Origin of the sequence: Spirillospora sp. CA-108201 (assembly GCF_050936235.1) — a bacterium.
Classification (GTDB): Bacteria; Actinomycetota; Actinomycetes; order Streptosporangiales; family Streptosporangiaceae; genus Spirillospora.
Window position 1 is genome coordinate 9360494 of the sequence record NZ_JBNJNE010000001.1, and the last position, 14049, is coordinate 9374542.

Sequence of the window (14049 nt, forward strand, 5' to 3'; positions counted from 1 at the left end):
GAGGCCCGCCTTGCCCTTCGTCCTGGTCGACAAGCCGCGCCCGAACGTCACCCTCATCACGCTCAACCGGCCCGAGCGCATGAACGCGATGGCGTTCGACGTGATGGTCCCCTTCCGGGAGGCACTGGAGGAGGTGAGCCGCGACAACGGCACCCGCGTCGTCGTCGTCACCGGCGCCGGGCGGGGATTCTGCTCCGGCGCCGACCTGGAGAACCCCGGGAGCATCCCGGGCATCGACGGGCTGACGCTGCCGACGATCGCGCTGCGCTCGATGGAGCTGCTGGACGACGTGGTGCGGGCGATGCGGCGCGTCCACCAGCCGGTCATCGCGGCGGTCAACGGCCCGGCGATCGGCGGCGGGCTGTGCCTGTCGCTCGCCGCCGACATCAGGCTCGGCGCGGAGACGGCCCTGTTCCGCGCGGCCGGGATCAACAACGGGCTGACCGCGAGCGAGCTCGGCCTCAGCTACCTGCTGCCGCGCGCGATCGGCGCGTCCCGCGCGTTCGAGCTGATGCTGTCCGGGCGCGACGTGGAGGCGGCCGAGGCGGAGCGGATCGGCCTGCTGTCCCGCGTCGTCCCCGGCGACAAGCTCCTCGACGCCTGCTACGAGCTGGCCGAGCGGATCGCCGGGTTCAGCCGTCCCGGCACCGAGCTGACGAAGCGGATGCTGTGGTCCGGCCTGGACGCCGCGAGCCTGGACGCCCACATGGGGCAGGAGGGCCTCGCCCAGCTGTACGTGCGCCTCACCACCCACAACTTCGAAGAGGCGATCAAGGCGCGCAGGGAGCACCGGCCGCCGGACTTCCAGGACTGACGCACAGCGGCCGGGTCCGCCGCTGGTACGACCAGGCCGCGGCGCCCAGCGCCACGCCGTAGGCGGCGAACGCGCCGATCCCGCACGCCGCGACCGTCCAGCCGGACCATCCGCTGATGAGCCCGTCATGGGGGAGGCCGCCCAGCCCGAGGACGGGCGGCAGCAGGTACGCGACGGTCCCGACGACCCCGTACGGGCCGAGCGTCAGGGCGCCGAGCCAGGCCGGGGCGAGCGGCAGCCAGCGCGGCACCCTGCGCCCGGTCAGCGGCGGCGCCCACCGGGGGAAGACCTGCCCCCATCCGTGCGTGAGCCCCATCAGCAGGAAGACGCCGGCGAGCGCCGACAGGGTGGTGAAGTCCAGCCCGTACCGCTCCAGCGTGAGGACCAGCCCGGACGCGCCGTTGCGCTCGAACTCGGCGACGACCTGCCCGCCCTCGATCCCCGCGAAGGAGCCCCCGAACGCCCACGTCGTCTTCATGGCGACGTAGGGCGCGAACCCGAGCGCCCCGCCATAGGCGGCCCACCGCACCGCGCGCGGCGCGGGGGAGACCGGCGCCGGGGCCTTGACCGTCCCCGTCGCGGCGTGCGCCCGTCCGCACCGCGCGCACCTTCCCGCCGTGCCGCGCTGGTAGGCGAGGGCCGTCCCCGCGAAGAGGGCCGCGCCCACCGCGCACACGGACTCGACCCCGAACCTCGGCCAGTCGTCGACCGTCCCGTCGAAGGCGAGTTGCAGCGCGTTCATCACGAAGCCGAACGTCCCGGCGCCCGCCAGCGCGCACGCCGTCCAGAGCCCGGTGAGCGGCCACCACCGCGGCATCTGCCGCCCGACGCCGCGCACGCTCGACACCGCCATGATCCCGCCGACGCCGAGAACTGCGGCGATCACCCACGCCGCCGCCCTCGCGCCGCCCAGCGGAGACCCGGCGTCCCCGCCGCCCGCCCAGTACAGGACGATCCCCACCGCGCATACCGACCACGCCCCGGCCGCGTACCCCGCCCAGCGCGGCCACAGCCTCCCGACCGATTCCATGGGACGAGCCTCGCCTCGGCCCCGCCGCAGCGCCTCCCGCTCCGGGGCGAGCGCTCTACCCCGCGCGGGGGAGCGGCATGGCAGGCTGAGGGGGTGCCCAAGCTTGCGCCGGACGAGGCGCGCCGCCTGCTGACCACCGTGCCGGTCGCGCGCCTCGCGACCGTGGGAGAGGACGACCGCCCGCACCTCGTCCCCGTGACGTTCGCCGTCCACCGGGGCGCCGTCTACACGGCCGTCGACCACAAGCCCAAGAGCACCAGGGATCTGCGCCGCCTCGCCAACATCCGGGCCAACCCGCGCGTCGCGCTCCTGGCCGACCACTACGAGGACGACTGGGACCGCCTCTGGTGGGTCCGCGTGGACGGCCACGCCACCATCGTCGAAGACCCGGCCCGCATGACCGGCCCCGCCCGCCTCCTGGCGGACCGCTACCCCCAGTACCGCGGGCGTCTCCCCGAGGGCCCGGTCATCGCCATCACCATCGAGGCCTGGACCGGCTGGTCCGCGTCCTAGAGGGAGCGCTGGAAGGATGTGACGGCCTCGGCGATCTTCTCGGGGAACTCCACGTGCGGGTGGTGGCCGGCGCCGTCCAGCAGGACGACCTCGCCGTTCAGCCTCCGGCCGACCCACTCGGCCTCGGCGGCCGGGTCGGGCCAGTCGATGTCGCCCGTGCCCATGATGACGAGCGTGGGCGCCTGCACCCGGTCGAGCCGCGCCTCGGCCTCGGCGTGGGACATGCTCAGGTACTCGGCGATGACCCTGCCGCGGCCCGGCTCCCTGAAGTTCGCCTTCAGCTTCGCCTTGTGCTCGGCGAAGTCGGCCGGGGGCTTCGGCTCCCACTTGGGGTAGTAGGAGAGGTAGAGCGGCAGGGCCAGGCCGGGGACCCGCATGAGGGCGATCGTCAGCTTCTGCGCGAGACCGGCCTTGCCGTCCCGGACGAACGGCGCCGCCAGCACGAGCCCTCCGACCAGCTCGGCCGCCTCGGCCGCGACCCACACCGCGGCCGCCGCTCCGTTGGAGCAGCCGTACACCAGGGCCGGGCCCGCGTCCAGGTGCCTGAGCAGGGCCAGCAGGTCATGGGCCAGAGGGGTGCTCCCGTACTCGGGCCACCGCGCGCTGGTCTCGCCCATCCCGCGCTGGTCGACGGTCACGACCCGGTATCCGGCGTCCAGGAGCAGCGGCCGGAGGAACCGGTACTGCGACCGCAGGTCGAGCATCGAGGGCAGGCACACGACGAGCGGGCCGTCGCCGCTGTCGTCGTAGGCCAGCCGTCCGCCGGGAAGGTCGAGGTGACGGGTCTCGCTCATCGCGCGCTCCTAAAAACTCTGTAGCCCTATAGCTAAGAAGATTAGCTTTGGGGTGGGCGGGAGTCAAGAGCGGTGCTCTCGCGGGATCAGTCCCAGGCCTCGCCGAGCCTCGCGAGGTCGGCGGCGTACTCGATGCGGGCCGACCACTCGGCCGGCCAGGCGCCCATGCCGAGGTGCGCGCCCGCGAACGCCCCGGCCAGGCATGCGATCGAGTCGGAGTCGCCCGAGCTGGCGGCGCCGCGCCGGATCGCCTCGACCGGCTCGTCCGGGAACAGCAGGAAGCACAGCAGGCCGGTGGCGAGCGCCTCCTCGGCGACCCAGCCCTCGCCCGTGACCGCGCACGGGTCGGACGTCCGGTCGCCGCTCCCGACCGCCTCGTCCAGGCGGTCGAGGACCGCCAGGCACTCGTCCCAGCCCCGGGCGATGAACGTTTCGGGCGCGTCCATGCCGGGCTGCCGCCACAGGGTGCCCAGCCAGCGCTCGTGGTAGACGGCGCGCTGGTCGTGGCAGCGGTCCCGGAGCGCGGCGCGCAGGTCGGATGGGGCCATGCCGTCGGCCAGCCACCGGACGGCGAACGCCGTCAGATCGCTCGCCGCGAGCCCGGTGGGATGCCCGTGCGTGAGCGCGGCCTGGAGTTGCGACGCCCCGGCGCGCGTCTCGTCCGACAAGCCGGGGGCAAGGCCGACCGGCGCGACGCGCATGTTGGCGCCGCACCCCTTGGAGCCGGCCACGGTGGCCTCCACCCAGGGCTTGCCGGCCGCCAGGTTCCGGCACGCCTTCAGGCAGGTGTTCCCTGGCGCTCGGTTGTTGTCGGGGCTGTCGAGCCAGTCGACGAAGCGCCGCCGCCACATCGGCGTGATCAGGTCGGGGGTGAACGGAGGGTTCGCCAAGGCGTCCAGCAGTGCGAGTCCGACCGCGATCGCCATCTGGGTGTCGTCGGTGACGGGGGCGGGGTCGCCCTCGATCCGCGCAGGGCCGTGCTCGCCGAACCGCCGGCGGATCTGCGCCATGGTGAGGAACTCGGTGGGAGCGCCCAGCGCGTCCCCGTACGCCAGCCCGAACATCGCCCCGCTCGCCCGTTTCATGGGCGGCATTCTTCCTTAGTCCGTACAAGCGTCGCGGTAACCGCCCGGGGTCATGCCGTAGCAGCGGACGAACCAGCGCGTCAGATGGCTCTGGTCGGCGAAACCGGTGCGGGCCGCCACGTCCCCGATCGCGTCGCCCCGGGCGAGCATCCCGCGCGCCGCGCGGAGGCGGACCTGCCGCTGGTAGTCGCTCGGCGCCATCCCGTACTCCCGCCGGAACCCCCGGTACAGCGCGAACCTGCTGCACCCCGCCGCCTCCGCCAGCGCGTCGGCGCCGATGTCGTCGGTCCAGCACTCCTCAAGGCGCCGCCGGGCCCGCTCGACGAAGCCGCGGGCGGGCGCCGGGCGCACCCGCCGCGTGGCCGCCCGGTCGACCAGCGTCCCGACGGCCGCGGTCAGCAGCTCGTCGCGGCGCAGGGCCGGCGCGCCCCCGAGCAGCGCCGCGTGCAGCCCGCGCAGGGCCCCGGCCAGAGCGGGGTCCGGCACGACGGGCGAGTCGAACAGCGGCAGCCCGACCGGGCGCGCCGCGATGTCGGCGAGCACGTCCGAGATCAGCCCGGCCCCGACGTGGACGATGCGGTAGGTGAAGCCGAGCTCGTCGGCGGCGCGGCCGTCGTGCGGGTCGTCGGGGTTGAACGCGATGACCATCCCGGCCGCGCTCGTGTGGGCCCCGCCCCGGCACCGGAACGCCTGGTAGCCGTCCTCGGTGACGCCGAACGAGTACGTCTCGTGGCTGTGCCGGTGGTAGACGTGCCGCTCGAAGTGGGCGTGCATCGCCTCCAAGGGGCGGTCGGGCGACCGCCAGTACCTGCTCCAGTCCACGCCTCCCAGTCTGGCGCACGAGCGTTCAAGACGGCGCGCCCGTGCCGGGGCAGGCTGGACCCCATGCGTTTCGACACCAAGATCGGGATCGTGGTCCGCGACGACCTGGCCGCCTGGCAGCGGCTCAACGTGACCGCGTTCCTGGCCGGCGCCGTCGCGGGCGTCCCCGGCGTCATCGGCGAGCCGTACGAGGACGCGTCCGGCAACGCCTACCTGGCGATGTTCCGGCAGCCCGTCCTGGTCTACGAGGCCGATCCCGAGGCGATCGCCAAGGCCCACGCCCGCGCCCTCGCCCGTGAGCTGGACATCGCCGTCTACACCGAGGACATGTTCAAGACGGGCCACGACGAGGCCAACCGCGCGACCGTCAGGGCGGTCACCGCCGAGGAGATGCCCCTGGTCGGGTTCGCCGTCCACGGCCCGAGGAACGGCGTGGACAGGGTCCTCAAGGGGCTGCGGCTGCACCCGTGAGCCCGGCGAGGGCGGCCAGCCGCTCGCGGTGCCGGTCCGGCGAGCCGAACAGCTCGCGGGACGACTGCGCCCGCTTGAAGTACAGGTGGGCGTCGTGCTCCCAGGTGAACCCGATGCCGCCGTGCAGCTGGATCGCCTCGCCCGCCGTGTGGAAGAAGGCCTCCGAGCAGTACGCCTGGGCGAGCGCGGCGGCGGCCGGCAGCTCGTCGGGGCTCTCGTCGGCGGCGGCCGCCGCGTTCAGCACGGCCGACCGCGCCGACTCCACCAGCACGAACATGTCCGCGCACCGGTGCTTGACCGCCTGGAACGACCCGATCGGCCGCCCGAACTGGTACCGCACCTTCGCGTACTCGACCGTCATGTCCAGGGTCCGCTGCGCCCCGCCGAGCTGCTCGGCCGCCAGCGCCACGGCCGCGACGTCCAGGGCCCGCGCCAGCGCCTCCGGACCGCCGACCCTGCGCGCCGGAACCCCGTCCAGCTCGATCCGCGCCAGCCTCCGCGTCTGGTCGAGCGTCGGGAGGGACCGCGGGACGAGCCCCGCCGCGTCCTCGACGGCGTAGACCCCGAGCCCGTCCTCGCCCCGGGCGGCCACGAGGACCAGGCCGGCGATGTGCCCGTCCAGGACGAAGTTCTTCGCCCCCCGCAGCACGCCGCCGTCGAACACCGCCCGCACCGAGCCGGGGTCCCAGGACCCGCCGTCCTCGGCCACCGCGAGCGTCCCGATCACCGACCCGTCCGCGAGGCCGGGCAGCAGGTCGTGCCCGCCCTCCCCGGCCTCCAGCGCCGCCGCGGCGACGATCGTCGCGAGGAAGGGGGAGCACACGACGGCCCGCCCCATCTCCTCGAACACCACGGCCAGCTCCCGCACCCCGAACCCGGCGCCGCCGTGGTCCTCGGCGATCGCGAGGCCCTGCAGCCCGAGCTGCCCGGCCATCTGCCGCCACACCTCGGGGTCGTGGCCCTCGGCCGTCTCCATCAGCCGCCGCACCTCGGCGCCCGGGGACCGGTCGGCGAAGAAGCGGCGCAGCGCGTCCCGCAGCTCCCGCTGTTCCTCGGTGACGACGAGCTTCATCGGGCGTCCTCCCACACGTGTCCCAGGCCCTACCGGGTCATCGTGCCGCGCGCCCGCCGCCCGCTCCCGGCCCTTCCCATCCACCGGGACGGTCAGGGCGCCCAGTCGTGCGGCCCGAGGACGTACCCCTTGCTCGTCGAGTGCAGGTGGTTGATCGACACGAGGTGGCCGAGCGCGGCCCACAGATCCTCCTCGGGCGCGTCCACGAGCGCCCCGATCGTCTCGAAGTCCGCCGCCCCGCGCTCCTTGTCGATCTCCGCCACCGTCTCGTACACGACCAGTTCGAAGTCCGACAGCTCCTGCACGTCCCCACGCGGAACATCTCGCTCATCCATAGACAGACCGTGCCCACTCGCGCTCGTTCTAAGTCCCGCGCGGGTTGCGGCGCCGTGGGCGCCGCGCCGTCCGCGCCGGAGGCGGCGGGGCCTCGCGGTGGAAGCGGTGGGCTTCGCGGGGAAAGCGGGGCCTTTCGTGCGATCCGGAACTAGAGTGATCGGCGATCGGGCGGCACGAGCGAAGGCGGGTACGGAGATGCCGGACGTTTCGCAGGGCGGGCCCTCCGAGGCGGACCTGCAGACCGACAGGCCGCACTCGGCGCGCGTCTACGACTACATCATCGGCGGCAAGGACAACTACGCCGTCGACCGGGAGACCGCGGCCACGGTGCTGGCGAACTGGCCGGGGCTGCGCACCTCGATGATCGCCAACCGGGCCTGCATGCAGCGGATGGGCCGCCACCTCGCCGAACTGGGCGTGCGGCAGTTCGTCGACGTCGGCACCGGCATCCCGTCCTCGCCGAACCTGCACGAGGTGGTGCAGGAGGTGGCGCCGGACGCGCGGATCGTCTACGTCGACAACGACCCGATCGTCCTGGCCCACGCGCGTGCGCTGCTGACCAGCACCCGGGAGGGCCGCACCGCCTACATCGAGGCCGACATGCGGTCCCCTGAGGCGCTCCACACCGATCCCGCGCTGCGCGACGTCCTCGACCTCTCCCGGCCGGTCGGGCTGACCGTGATCGCCATGCTCCAGTTCGTGGAGGACGCCCAGGGCCTGGTGGAGGCGCTCGTCGCTCCGCTGGTCTCCGGCAGCTACCTGGCCGTCACCATCCCCACCGCCGACCTCGCGCCCGAGTCGCAGCGGCTCGCCGACGACTACACCAGCAGCGGCATCCCCATGTACCTGCGGAACCACGCCGAGGTGGAGCACCTCTTCGCCGGGCTGGAGCTCCTCGACCCGGGCGTCGTCCCGATGCCGCGCTGGCGCCCCGCGCCCGGCTCCCCGCCGCTGCCCGACACCGCCACGAACATGTACGCCGCCGTCGCGAGGAAGCCCTGACAGGCCCACCGGGCGTCTTCCCGGAGACGGCCGCCCGGCCGGCAGATCAAGCCGGCTGGACACCGTCCTGCAGTTGCAGCACGGCATGGACCAGGGGCGCGAGCGCGGGCTCGGCGGCCGCCTGGTCGAGTGCCTCGCGCAGGGCCGTGTTGTGGGTGGGGCGGGCCTCCTCCAGCAGGCGCAGGCCCGCGTCGGTGACGTCGGTGTAGATGCCGCGGCGGTCGGTGGGGCACAGGTAGCGGGAGAGCAGCCCGCGGTCCTCCAGCCGGGTGACCAGCCGCGTGGTGGCGCTCTGGCTGAGGACGACCGAGTCGGCGACCTGCCGCATCTGCAGGTGCCCGCCCTCGCCGTCGTGCTGGCGGCTCAGCACGTCCAGCAGCGAGTACTCGCGCGCACTCAACCGGTGTCCGGCCTGGAGTGCACGTTCGACCCTGCTCTCGATGCGCCCGTGCAGGAGGGAGAGCGCGGACCAGCCGTGCGCCAGAGCGGTCATCGCCGGGTCGGTGGCGGTCATGAGCGGCTCCCTCGATCGGGTCGTGCGAGCGGACGCGCCGGCAGGGGGCCCGCCGCCGTGTCACGGACCTCACTATACCCGCGCTTGCCATTAGCCCGCGTGTGCAATTATTGTCTACGCCCGTAGAACGCTTGCGCAACGTCGACCGGAACGTCGAGAGGACCGCCCACCATGCCGCTCGCACTGCTGGCCCTGGCCATCGGGGCCTTCGGAATCGGCACCACGGAGTTCGTGATCATGGGGCTGCTGCCCCAGGTCGGCACGGACCTCGGCGTGTCCGTGCCGACGGCCGGATTCCTGGTCACCGGCTACGCTCTCGGCGTCGTGATCGGCGCACCGGTCATGACCGCCCTCGGCACCAGGATCTCTCGCAGGACCATGCTCATGCTGCTCATGGGCCTGTTCGTCCTCGGCAACCTCATCTCCGCCGTCGCCCCGGTCTTCGCCGTCATGCTGATCGGCCGGGTGGTGGCGTCGCTGGCCCACGGCGCCTTCTTCGGCATCGGCTCCGTCGTCGCCGCCGAACTCGTCGCGCCGGAGAAGAAGGCCGGCGCCATCTCCCTGATGTTCACCGGCCTGACCGTGGCCAACGTCGTCGGCGTGCCCCTGGGCACGTTCGTGGGCCAGACCGCCGGCTGGCGCGTGACCTTCCTGATCGTCGCGGCCCTCGGCGTCCTCGGCCTGGCCGGCGTCGCCAGGCTGGTGCCGGACGTGCCCAAGCCGGAAGGAGTACGGCTGCGGCACGAGGCGGCCGCCTTCAGGAACCCCCAGGTCGTTCTGGCCATGGCCATGACGGTCCTCGGCTTCGGGGGGGGGTGTTCGCCGCGATCACCTACATCGCGCCGATGATGACCGAGGTCAGTGGCTTCGCGGAGTCCTCCGTCACCTGGCTGCTGGTGGTCTTCGGACTGGGCATGGTGGCCGGAAACCTCATCGGCGGCCGTTTCGCGGACCGCAGGCTCATGCCGATGCTCTCCACCGCCCTGGGCGGCCTGGCGCTGGTCCTGCTGCTGTTCACGTTCCTGGCCTCCGGCAAGGCCGCGTCCGTCGTGGCCGTCTTCCTCATCGGCCTTCTCGGCTTCGCCACCGTCCCGCCGCTGCAGAAGCGCGTCCTGGACCACGCCCACGGCGCGCCGACGCTGGCCTCCGCGGTCAACATCGGCGCCTTCAACCTGGGCAACGCCCTGTCCGCCTGGCTCGGCGGCCTGGTGATCTCCGCCGGCCTCGGCTACACGGCGCCCAACGCCGTCGGAGCCGTCCTGGCCGCCGCCGCTCTGGTGCTGGCCGTCATCTCGCACCGGCTCGAACCGCGCCAGGCCCGCACCACCGAGGCGGCGACCCTCGGGTCCGCCGCGGCCACCGACCACGCCGCCGCTCCCGCCGCGGATCTCCGCCCGGGCGCTCGCGGACCGGCTCACCGCCCGGCATGACCGGCATGACCGGCGCCATGGTCCAGAGCATGCTCGACATGATGGCGGCCAAGGAGGACGGCCTGGACGACGCGGTCGTCCGCACGCCCCGGCACGCGATCGACACCCCGACCACCTTCCGGCAGTGGCGCGAGGAAGTCCTCAAGCCCGCGGTGCGCGGTCAGCCGTAGCGCTTCATCTCGTGGAAGAAGCCGGGAACGGTGTTCAGCGCGCCCGACGCCGCGACCTCGTCGTAGACGTACTTCGCCACGGCCAGGTCCAGGACGCCCAGGCCGAACGGCGAGAAGACCACCGGCCTGTCGGCGGGCGGGGTCGTCGTGCCCTCCAGGACGTCGTACAGGGTCCCGGCGACGAAGCCGCGGTGTCCGACCCGCCGCTCGGCGAGGTGCGGGGACGTGTTCGCCTTCATGCAGTGCTCGACGTCGTCCACGACGTTGTACGACGACAGGATGATCTCGGGGGAGAGGTCGCGCAGCGAGACGTGCAGGACGAGGGGGTTGTGCGCGAACCAGACCGGGTCGGTGACGTGCGGTTCGCCCGCGACGGTCGCGAAGACCACCAGGTCGGACGAGCGGATCAGCGACTCCGCCGAGTCGTGGATCGTGATCTCGCCCTTCTCGGCGCGCTCCAGGTAGCTCCGGAAGCCCTCGGCGTGCTCGCGCGACAGGTCGTGGACGCCGAGCTCGTCGAAGGCGAAGCCGTTGCCCGCCAGGTAGGCGTGGATGTAGCGGGCGATGAGCCCGGCGCCGACGAAGCCGACCCGGCGGGGGCGCGGGCCGCGGCGGTCGGCGAGGGCGGCGGCGGCCAGCGCGGCGGACGCGGCGGTGCGGGCGGCGGAGATGATGGAGCTCTCCAGGCACGCGAACGGGTAGCCCGTCTCGGCGTCGTTGAGGATCAGCACGGCCGAGGCGCGCGGGATGCCGCCCGCGACGTTGCCGGGGAAGCTGGAGATCCACTTGATGCCGTGCACGCCGACGCCGCCCTTGACCGAGGCGGGCAGGGCGATGATCCGGTCGGACGGGCGGTCGGGGAAGCGCAGGAAGTAGGAGTCGGGGTTGACGGTCAGGCCCTCGCCGTGCAGCCGGTAGGCCGCCTCGACCGTCCGGATGACCTCCGCCTCGCGTCCGGCGACCGCCTCGTGGACCTGGGCGCCGGAGACCACGGCGAACGTTGGGGCCTGCGTCATGTGCGGAACTCCGTATTCCTGTAGATGATCAATGGCCGAGGACTGCGGCCGGGTCGCCGAAGTGTTCGCGCAGCCAGTTCTCCTCGTAGAGGGAATCGAGGTAGCGTTCGCCGAGGTCGGGGGCGATGGCGACGGCCACGGGGTCCTCGCCGGGGTACTTGGCCTCCAGCCAGCGGGAGGCCCCCGACACGACGGTGCCGGTGGAGCCGCCGAACAGGAACCCGCGCGACGCCAGCGCGTGGACGGTCCGGATCGTGTCGGGCTCGGGGACGTGCACGACGTCGTCGATGAACGACTCGTCCACCAGCGCCGGCCTGGTGCTGGTGCCGAGGCCCGGCACCATCCGGCGCTCGGGGATGCCGCCGAAGGTGACCGAGCCGACCGCGTCCACCGCCACGATCGTGACCGGGCGGCGGTGCTCGCGGAAGTAGCGGGCGCAGCCCATCAGGGTCCCCGTCGTCCCGGCTCCGACGAACAGGACCTCCAGGTCGGGGAACTCGCGGTCGATCGCCGGGGCGGTCCCGTGGTAGTGCGCCAGCCAGTTGTTGCGGTTGGCGTACTGGTTCAGCCACACGTACCCGTCCCCGGACGCGCACAGGTTCCGGACGTAGTCGATGCGCCCGCCCAGGTAGCCGCCGTTGGCGTCCCGGTCGGACACCACGCGCACCTCCGCGCCGAGGGCGCGCATGACCCGCATCGACGCCGGGTTGCAGCGCGGGTCGGTGACGCACACGAACCGCAGCCCGCGGCTGGCGGCGATCAGGCTGAGGGCGATCCCGAGGTTGCCCGAGGACGACTCCACGATGATCGATTCAGGGGTGAGCGCGCCGTCCCGCTCGGCCGCCTCCACCATCGCCGCGGCCGCCTTCAATTTCACCGAACCGGCGAAGTTGAAGCCCTCGCATTTGAGGTAGAGCGGTCGTTCTATGACATGCCGAAGATCAATGTAAAGGTCGTCGACATTGAATTCCTGCGGCGAGGTTATGATCGGCACGCTGCCACCCTGAAATGAAGAAGCAATTCCCTCGTCTTCCCCCGAAGTTCGCCGCGGGCTTCACGCCAGAGCCATGGCAAGGCATCACGGTACCTTCGGGCATCTTGCTGCCGCAACCCCCTGATTACCCACCGGTAGTGCAGAATGCGTGGTGCTTCTGCCGGGCCGGACTTAGGCTATGGCGGCGCTTGTTTTGCTGTTACAGCGGAGAAGTTCGACAACACGGAGAGTAAAGATGAGTGCTCGCGGACCCGCCGTGGACCGGCTGCTCCCCCTGGCCGGGCTGCCAGCCCTGGACGTGCCCGCGGCGCAGGCGGAGCGCGCCCGCGAGCTGACCGCGCGGCTCGGGATGCTCCGCGAGCGGGACGTCGACCTCGCCGCCCCCGTCGTCGCGCGGGTGGAGCGGATCGCCGCCGAGCGCGACCGCCCCGCCGTCGCCGACGGGCGCCGCACGCTCTCCTACGCCGGGCTGGCCGCCGAGGCGCGCCGGCTCGCCGCGCTGCTGGAGGACGAGGGCGTCCGCCCCGGCACGGTCGTCGGCGTCGGCGGCGGCCGCTGTGCGGGCGTCGTCGCCGCGTTCCTCGCGATCGAGCTGGTCGGCGCCCTGTACGTCCCGGCCGACGAGACCTGGCCCGCCGCCCGCGTCCGCGACGTCCTCGACCAGGCGGGCGCGTCGGTGCTGGTCGCGGTCGACGCGGACGGCGCCGCGCCGGCGCTGCTGGAGGGGGCGGCGCGGGCGGGGTGCCGCGTCGTCGGCGCCGCGCGGGCGGACGGCCTCGCCCCGTGGGCGGGGGAACCGCGCCTGGACGCGCTCGACCAGCCCCGCTACGTGCTGTTCACCTCGGGGTCGACGGGCCGCCCGAAGGGCGCGGTCGTCGAGCACCAGGGCATGCTCAACCACCTCTGGGCGAAGATCGTCGACCTGGAGCTGACCGGCGACGACGTGCTCGCGTTCACCGCCCCGCTGGGGTTCGACATCTCGATCTGGCAGATGCTCTGCCCGCTGCTGGTCGGCGGCCGGGTGGACGTGGTCGGCGACGAGGTGGCGCACGACCCGGTCGCGTTCGCCCGCGCGGTGGACGCGCAGGGCGTCACGGTGGTCGAGCTCGTCCCGACCATGGTCAGGCACCTGCTGGACGACCTGGCGGCCGGCGCCCGCCCGGCCGGGGACGGCGGGGCCCGCCCGCTGGCGGGCCTGCGCTGGATGATCGCCACCGGCGAGGAGCTGCCGGCCGAGCTGTCCCGCCGCTGGCTGGAGGCGGTGCCGCACGCCCGGCTGCTGAACGCCTACGGCCCGACCGAGTGCTCCGACGACGTCACCCACCACACCGTGACGGCCGGCGACCTGGACCTTCTGCGCCTGCCGATCGGCACGCCGATCGTGAACGCGCGCCTGTACGTGCTGCGGCCGGACGGGGACGGCGGCGCCTGGTCGGCGTGCGGCGTCGGCGAGACGGGGGAGCTGTTCGTCGGCGGCGTGGTGGTCGGCCGCGGCTACCTCGGCGACGCCGAGCGGACCCGCGAGGCCTTCTACCGGGACCCCTTCGGCGCGTCCCCGACCGGGCGCCTCTACCGGACGGGCGACGCGGTGCGGCTGCTGCCGCCCGGCGCGGGCGGGGAGGACCGCCCCACCCTGCAGTACCTGGGGCGCGTCGACCGCCAGGTCAAGATCGCCGGGGTGCGGATGGAGCTCGGCGAGATCGAGGCGGTGCTGCAGCGCCACCCGGCGGTGCGGGCCGCCGCGGTGGTGGTGCACGAGTACCCGGGCAGGTAGCGGGCCCGCCGTTCACCGAGCGTGACCGGATCGGCCCTTTTCGGTTGTCAACCTTTGTCACCCGGCGAGCGTCCGACCGGTCCGGAAGGGACCCGGCCGCCGATGGTTTTGTCACTTCCGTTAGCAATGGGGCGGGCCAAGTTCTGCTTTTGAGGGGATTGCGAGGCATGGGGGCGGCTGGTTGACTGTGACCCCGCTACTCCTGAGTAGAT

General features: G+C 73.2%; 15 protein-coding genes and 1 pseudogene. 7 read left to right on the plus strand and 9 right to left on the minus strand.

All coding sequences use genetic code 11. The features are described 5' to 3' along the window. Positions 1–10 precede the first annotated feature (10 nt). Positions 11–814, plus strand: a complete 804-nt coding sequence (locus tag ACQEU6_RS44675; protein ID WP_499339865.1) for an enoyl-CoA hydratase — start codon at positions 11–13, stop codon at positions 812–814. Here the strand turns inward: ACQEU6_RS44675 and ACQEU6_RS44680 are convergent. Beyond that, on the minus strand, positions 771–1844 hold the full coding sequence (locus ACQEU6_RS44680) for a hypothetical protein (RefSeq protein WP_499339866.1): 1074 nt from the start codon (positions 1842–1844) through the stop codon (positions 771–773). The two genes, ACQEU6_RS44675 and ACQEU6_RS44680, sit on opposite strands and share 44 nt — an antisense overlap. Positions 1845–1937: 93 nt before the next feature. On the opposite strand from ACQEU6_RS44680, the gene ACQEU6_RS44685 reads away from it, so the two are divergent. Further along, positions 1938–2357: a TIGR03668 family PPOX class F420-dependent oxidoreductase gene (locus ACQEU6_RS44685; protein ID WP_499339867.1), complete on the plus strand. Its 420-nt coding sequence runs from the start codon at positions 1938–1940 to the stop codon at positions 2355–2357. Here ACQEU6_RS44685 and ACQEU6_RS44690 read toward each other — a convergent pair. The 3 genes from ACQEU6_RS44690 to ACQEU6_RS44700 form a co-directional block, all read right to left on the minus strand. After that, the gene (locus tag ACQEU6_RS44690) at positions 2354–3151 is read right to left on the minus strand and encodes an alpha/beta fold hydrolase (RefSeq protein WP_499339868.1); all 798 of its coding nucleotides are present in this window, start codon (positions 3149–3151) and stop codon (positions 2354–2356) included. The genes ACQEU6_RS44685 and ACQEU6_RS44690 overlap by 4 nt on opposite strands. Positions 3152–3237: 86 nt before the next feature. Next, positions 3238–4236, minus strand: coding sequence for an ADP-ribosylglycohydrolase family protein (locus tag ACQEU6_RS44695; protein ID WP_499339869.1), 999 nt, complete (start codon positions 4234–4236; stop codon positions 3238–3240). Positions 4237–4251: 15 nt separating this feature from the next. Continuing rightward, the gene (locus tag ACQEU6_RS44700; protein WP_499339870.1) at positions 4252–5058 is read right to left on the minus strand and encodes a helix-turn-helix transcriptional regulator; all 807 of its coding nucleotides are present in this window, start codon (positions 5056–5058) and stop codon (positions 4252–4254) included. Positions 5059–5121: 63 nt separating this feature from the next. Between ACQEU6_RS44700 and ACQEU6_RS44705 the strand changes: the two genes are divergently transcribed. After that, a complete protein-coding gene (locus tag ACQEU6_RS44705; protein WP_499339871.1) occupies positions 5122–5529 on the plus strand; it encodes a DUF2000 family protein in 408 nt (135 codons plus the stop codon). On the opposite strand, the gene ACQEU6_RS44710 is transcribed toward ACQEU6_RS44705, so the two are convergent. Further along, complete coding sequence (locus tag ACQEU6_RS44710; RefSeq protein WP_499339872.1) at positions 5504–6601, minus strand: acyl-CoA dehydrogenase family protein; 1098 nt, start codon at positions 6599–6601, stop codon at positions 5504–5506. The genes ACQEU6_RS44705 and ACQEU6_RS44710 overlap by 26 nt on opposite strands. A 92-nt stretch (positions 6602–6693) precedes the next feature. After that, entirely contained in the window at positions 6694–6936 is a 243-nt protein-coding gene (locus ACQEU6_RS44715; protein WP_179836019.1) for a Rossmann-fold NAD(P)-binding domain-containing protein, read from the minus strand. 196 nt (positions 6937–7132) lie between these two features. On the opposite strand from ACQEU6_RS44715, the gene ACQEU6_RS44720 reads away from it, so the two are divergent. Further along, positions 7133–7939, plus strand: a complete 807-nt coding sequence (locus ACQEU6_RS44720; protein ID WP_499339873.1) for an SAM-dependent methyltransferase — start codon at positions 7133–7135, stop codon at positions 7937–7939. 46 nt (positions 7940–7985) lie between these two features. On the opposite strand, the gene ACQEU6_RS44725 is transcribed toward ACQEU6_RS44720, so the two are convergent. After that, entirely contained in the window at positions 7986–8453 is a 468-nt protein-coding gene (locus ACQEU6_RS44725; protein ID WP_499339874.1) for a MarR family winged helix-turn-helix transcriptional regulator, read from the minus strand. Positions 8454–8624: 171 nt separating this feature from the next. Here ACQEU6_RS44725 and ACQEU6_RS44730 point away from each other — a divergent pair. Beyond that, positions 8625–9883 (plus strand): annotated as a pseudogene (locus ACQEU6_RS44730) (MFS transporter). 5 nt (positions 9884–9888) lie between these two features. Beyond that, on the plus strand, positions 9889–10053 hold the full coding sequence (locus ACQEU6_RS44735) for a hypothetical protein (protein WP_499339875.1): 165 nt from the start codon (positions 9889–9891) through the stop codon (positions 10051–10053). Here ACQEU6_RS44735 and sbnB read toward each other — a convergent pair. Continuing rightward, positions 10044–11069 (minus strand): 2,3-diaminopropionate biosynthesis protein SbnB, encoded by a 1026-nt coding sequence (gene sbnB, locus ACQEU6_RS44740; protein WP_499339876.1) that lies wholly within the window; start codon positions 11067–11069, stop codon positions 10044–10046. The two genes, ACQEU6_RS44735 and sbnB, sit on opposite strands and share 10 nt — an antisense overlap. A 28-nt stretch (positions 11070–11097) precedes the next feature. Continuing rightward, entirely contained in the window at positions 11098–12063 is a 966-nt protein-coding gene (gene sbnA / locus ACQEU6_RS44745; protein ID WP_499339877.1) for a 2,3-diaminopropionate biosynthesis protein SbnA, read from the minus strand. Between the two features lie 235 nt (positions 12064–12298). Here sbnA and ACQEU6_RS44750 point away from each other — a divergent pair, with 235 nt between their 5' ends. Beyond that, positions 12299–13837, plus strand: coding sequence for an amino acid adenylation domain-containing protein (locus tag ACQEU6_RS44750; RefSeq protein ID WP_499339878.1), 1539 nt, complete (start codon positions 12299–12301; stop codon positions 13835–13837). Positions 13838–14049: the final 212 nt, after the last annotated feature.

What these genes read in the sequence shown, in the direction of transcription:
- ACQEU6_RS44715 (WP_179836019.1), bottom strand. Translation starts at nt 6,936, where the DNA reads ATGGATGAGCGAGATGTTCCGCGTGGGGACGTGCAGGAGCTGTCGGAC.
- ACQEU6_RS44710 (WP_499339872.1), bottom strand. Translation starts at nt 6,601, where the DNA reads ATGAAGCTCGTCGTCACCGAGGAACAGCGGGAGCTGCGGGACGCGCTG.
- ACQEU6_RS44720 (WP_499339873.1), top strand. Translation starts at nt 7,133, where the DNA reads ATGCCGGACGTTTCGCAGGGCGGGCCCTCCGAGGCGGACCTGCAGACC.
- sbnB (WP_499339876.1), bottom strand. Translation starts at nt 11,069, where the DNA reads ATGACGCAGGCCCCAACGTTCGCCGTGGTCTCCGGCGCCCAGGTCCAC.
- ACQEU6_RS44725 (WP_499339874.1), bottom strand. Translation starts at nt 8,453, where the DNA reads ATGACCGCCACCGACCCGGCGATGACCGCTCTGGCGCACGGCTGGTCC.
- ACQEU6_RS44705 (WP_499339871.1), top strand. Translation starts at nt 5,122, where the DNA reads ATGCGTTTCGACACCAAGATCGGGATCGTGGTCCGCGACGACCTGGCC.
- ACQEU6_RS44750 (WP_499339878.1), top strand. Translation starts at nt 12,299, where the DNA reads ATGAGTGCTCGCGGACCCGCCGTGGACCGGCTGCTCCCCCTGGCCGGG.
- ACQEU6_RS44735 (WP_499339875.1), top strand. Translation starts at nt 9,889, where the DNA reads ATGACCGGCGCCATGGTCCAGAGCATGCTCGACATGATGGCGGCCAAG.
- ACQEU6_RS44680 (WP_499339866.1), bottom strand. Translation starts at nt 1,844, where the DNA reads ATGGAATCGGTCGGGAGGCTGTGGCCGCGCTGGGCGGGGTACGCGGCC.
- ACQEU6_RS44695 (WP_499339869.1), bottom strand. Translation starts at nt 4,236, where the DNA reads ATGAAACGGGCGAGCGGGGCGATGTTCGGGCTGGCGTACGGGGACGCG.
- ACQEU6_RS44690 (WP_499339868.1), bottom strand. Translation starts at nt 3,151, where the DNA reads ATGAGCGAGACCCGTCACCTCGACCTTCCCGGCGGACGGCTGGCCTAC.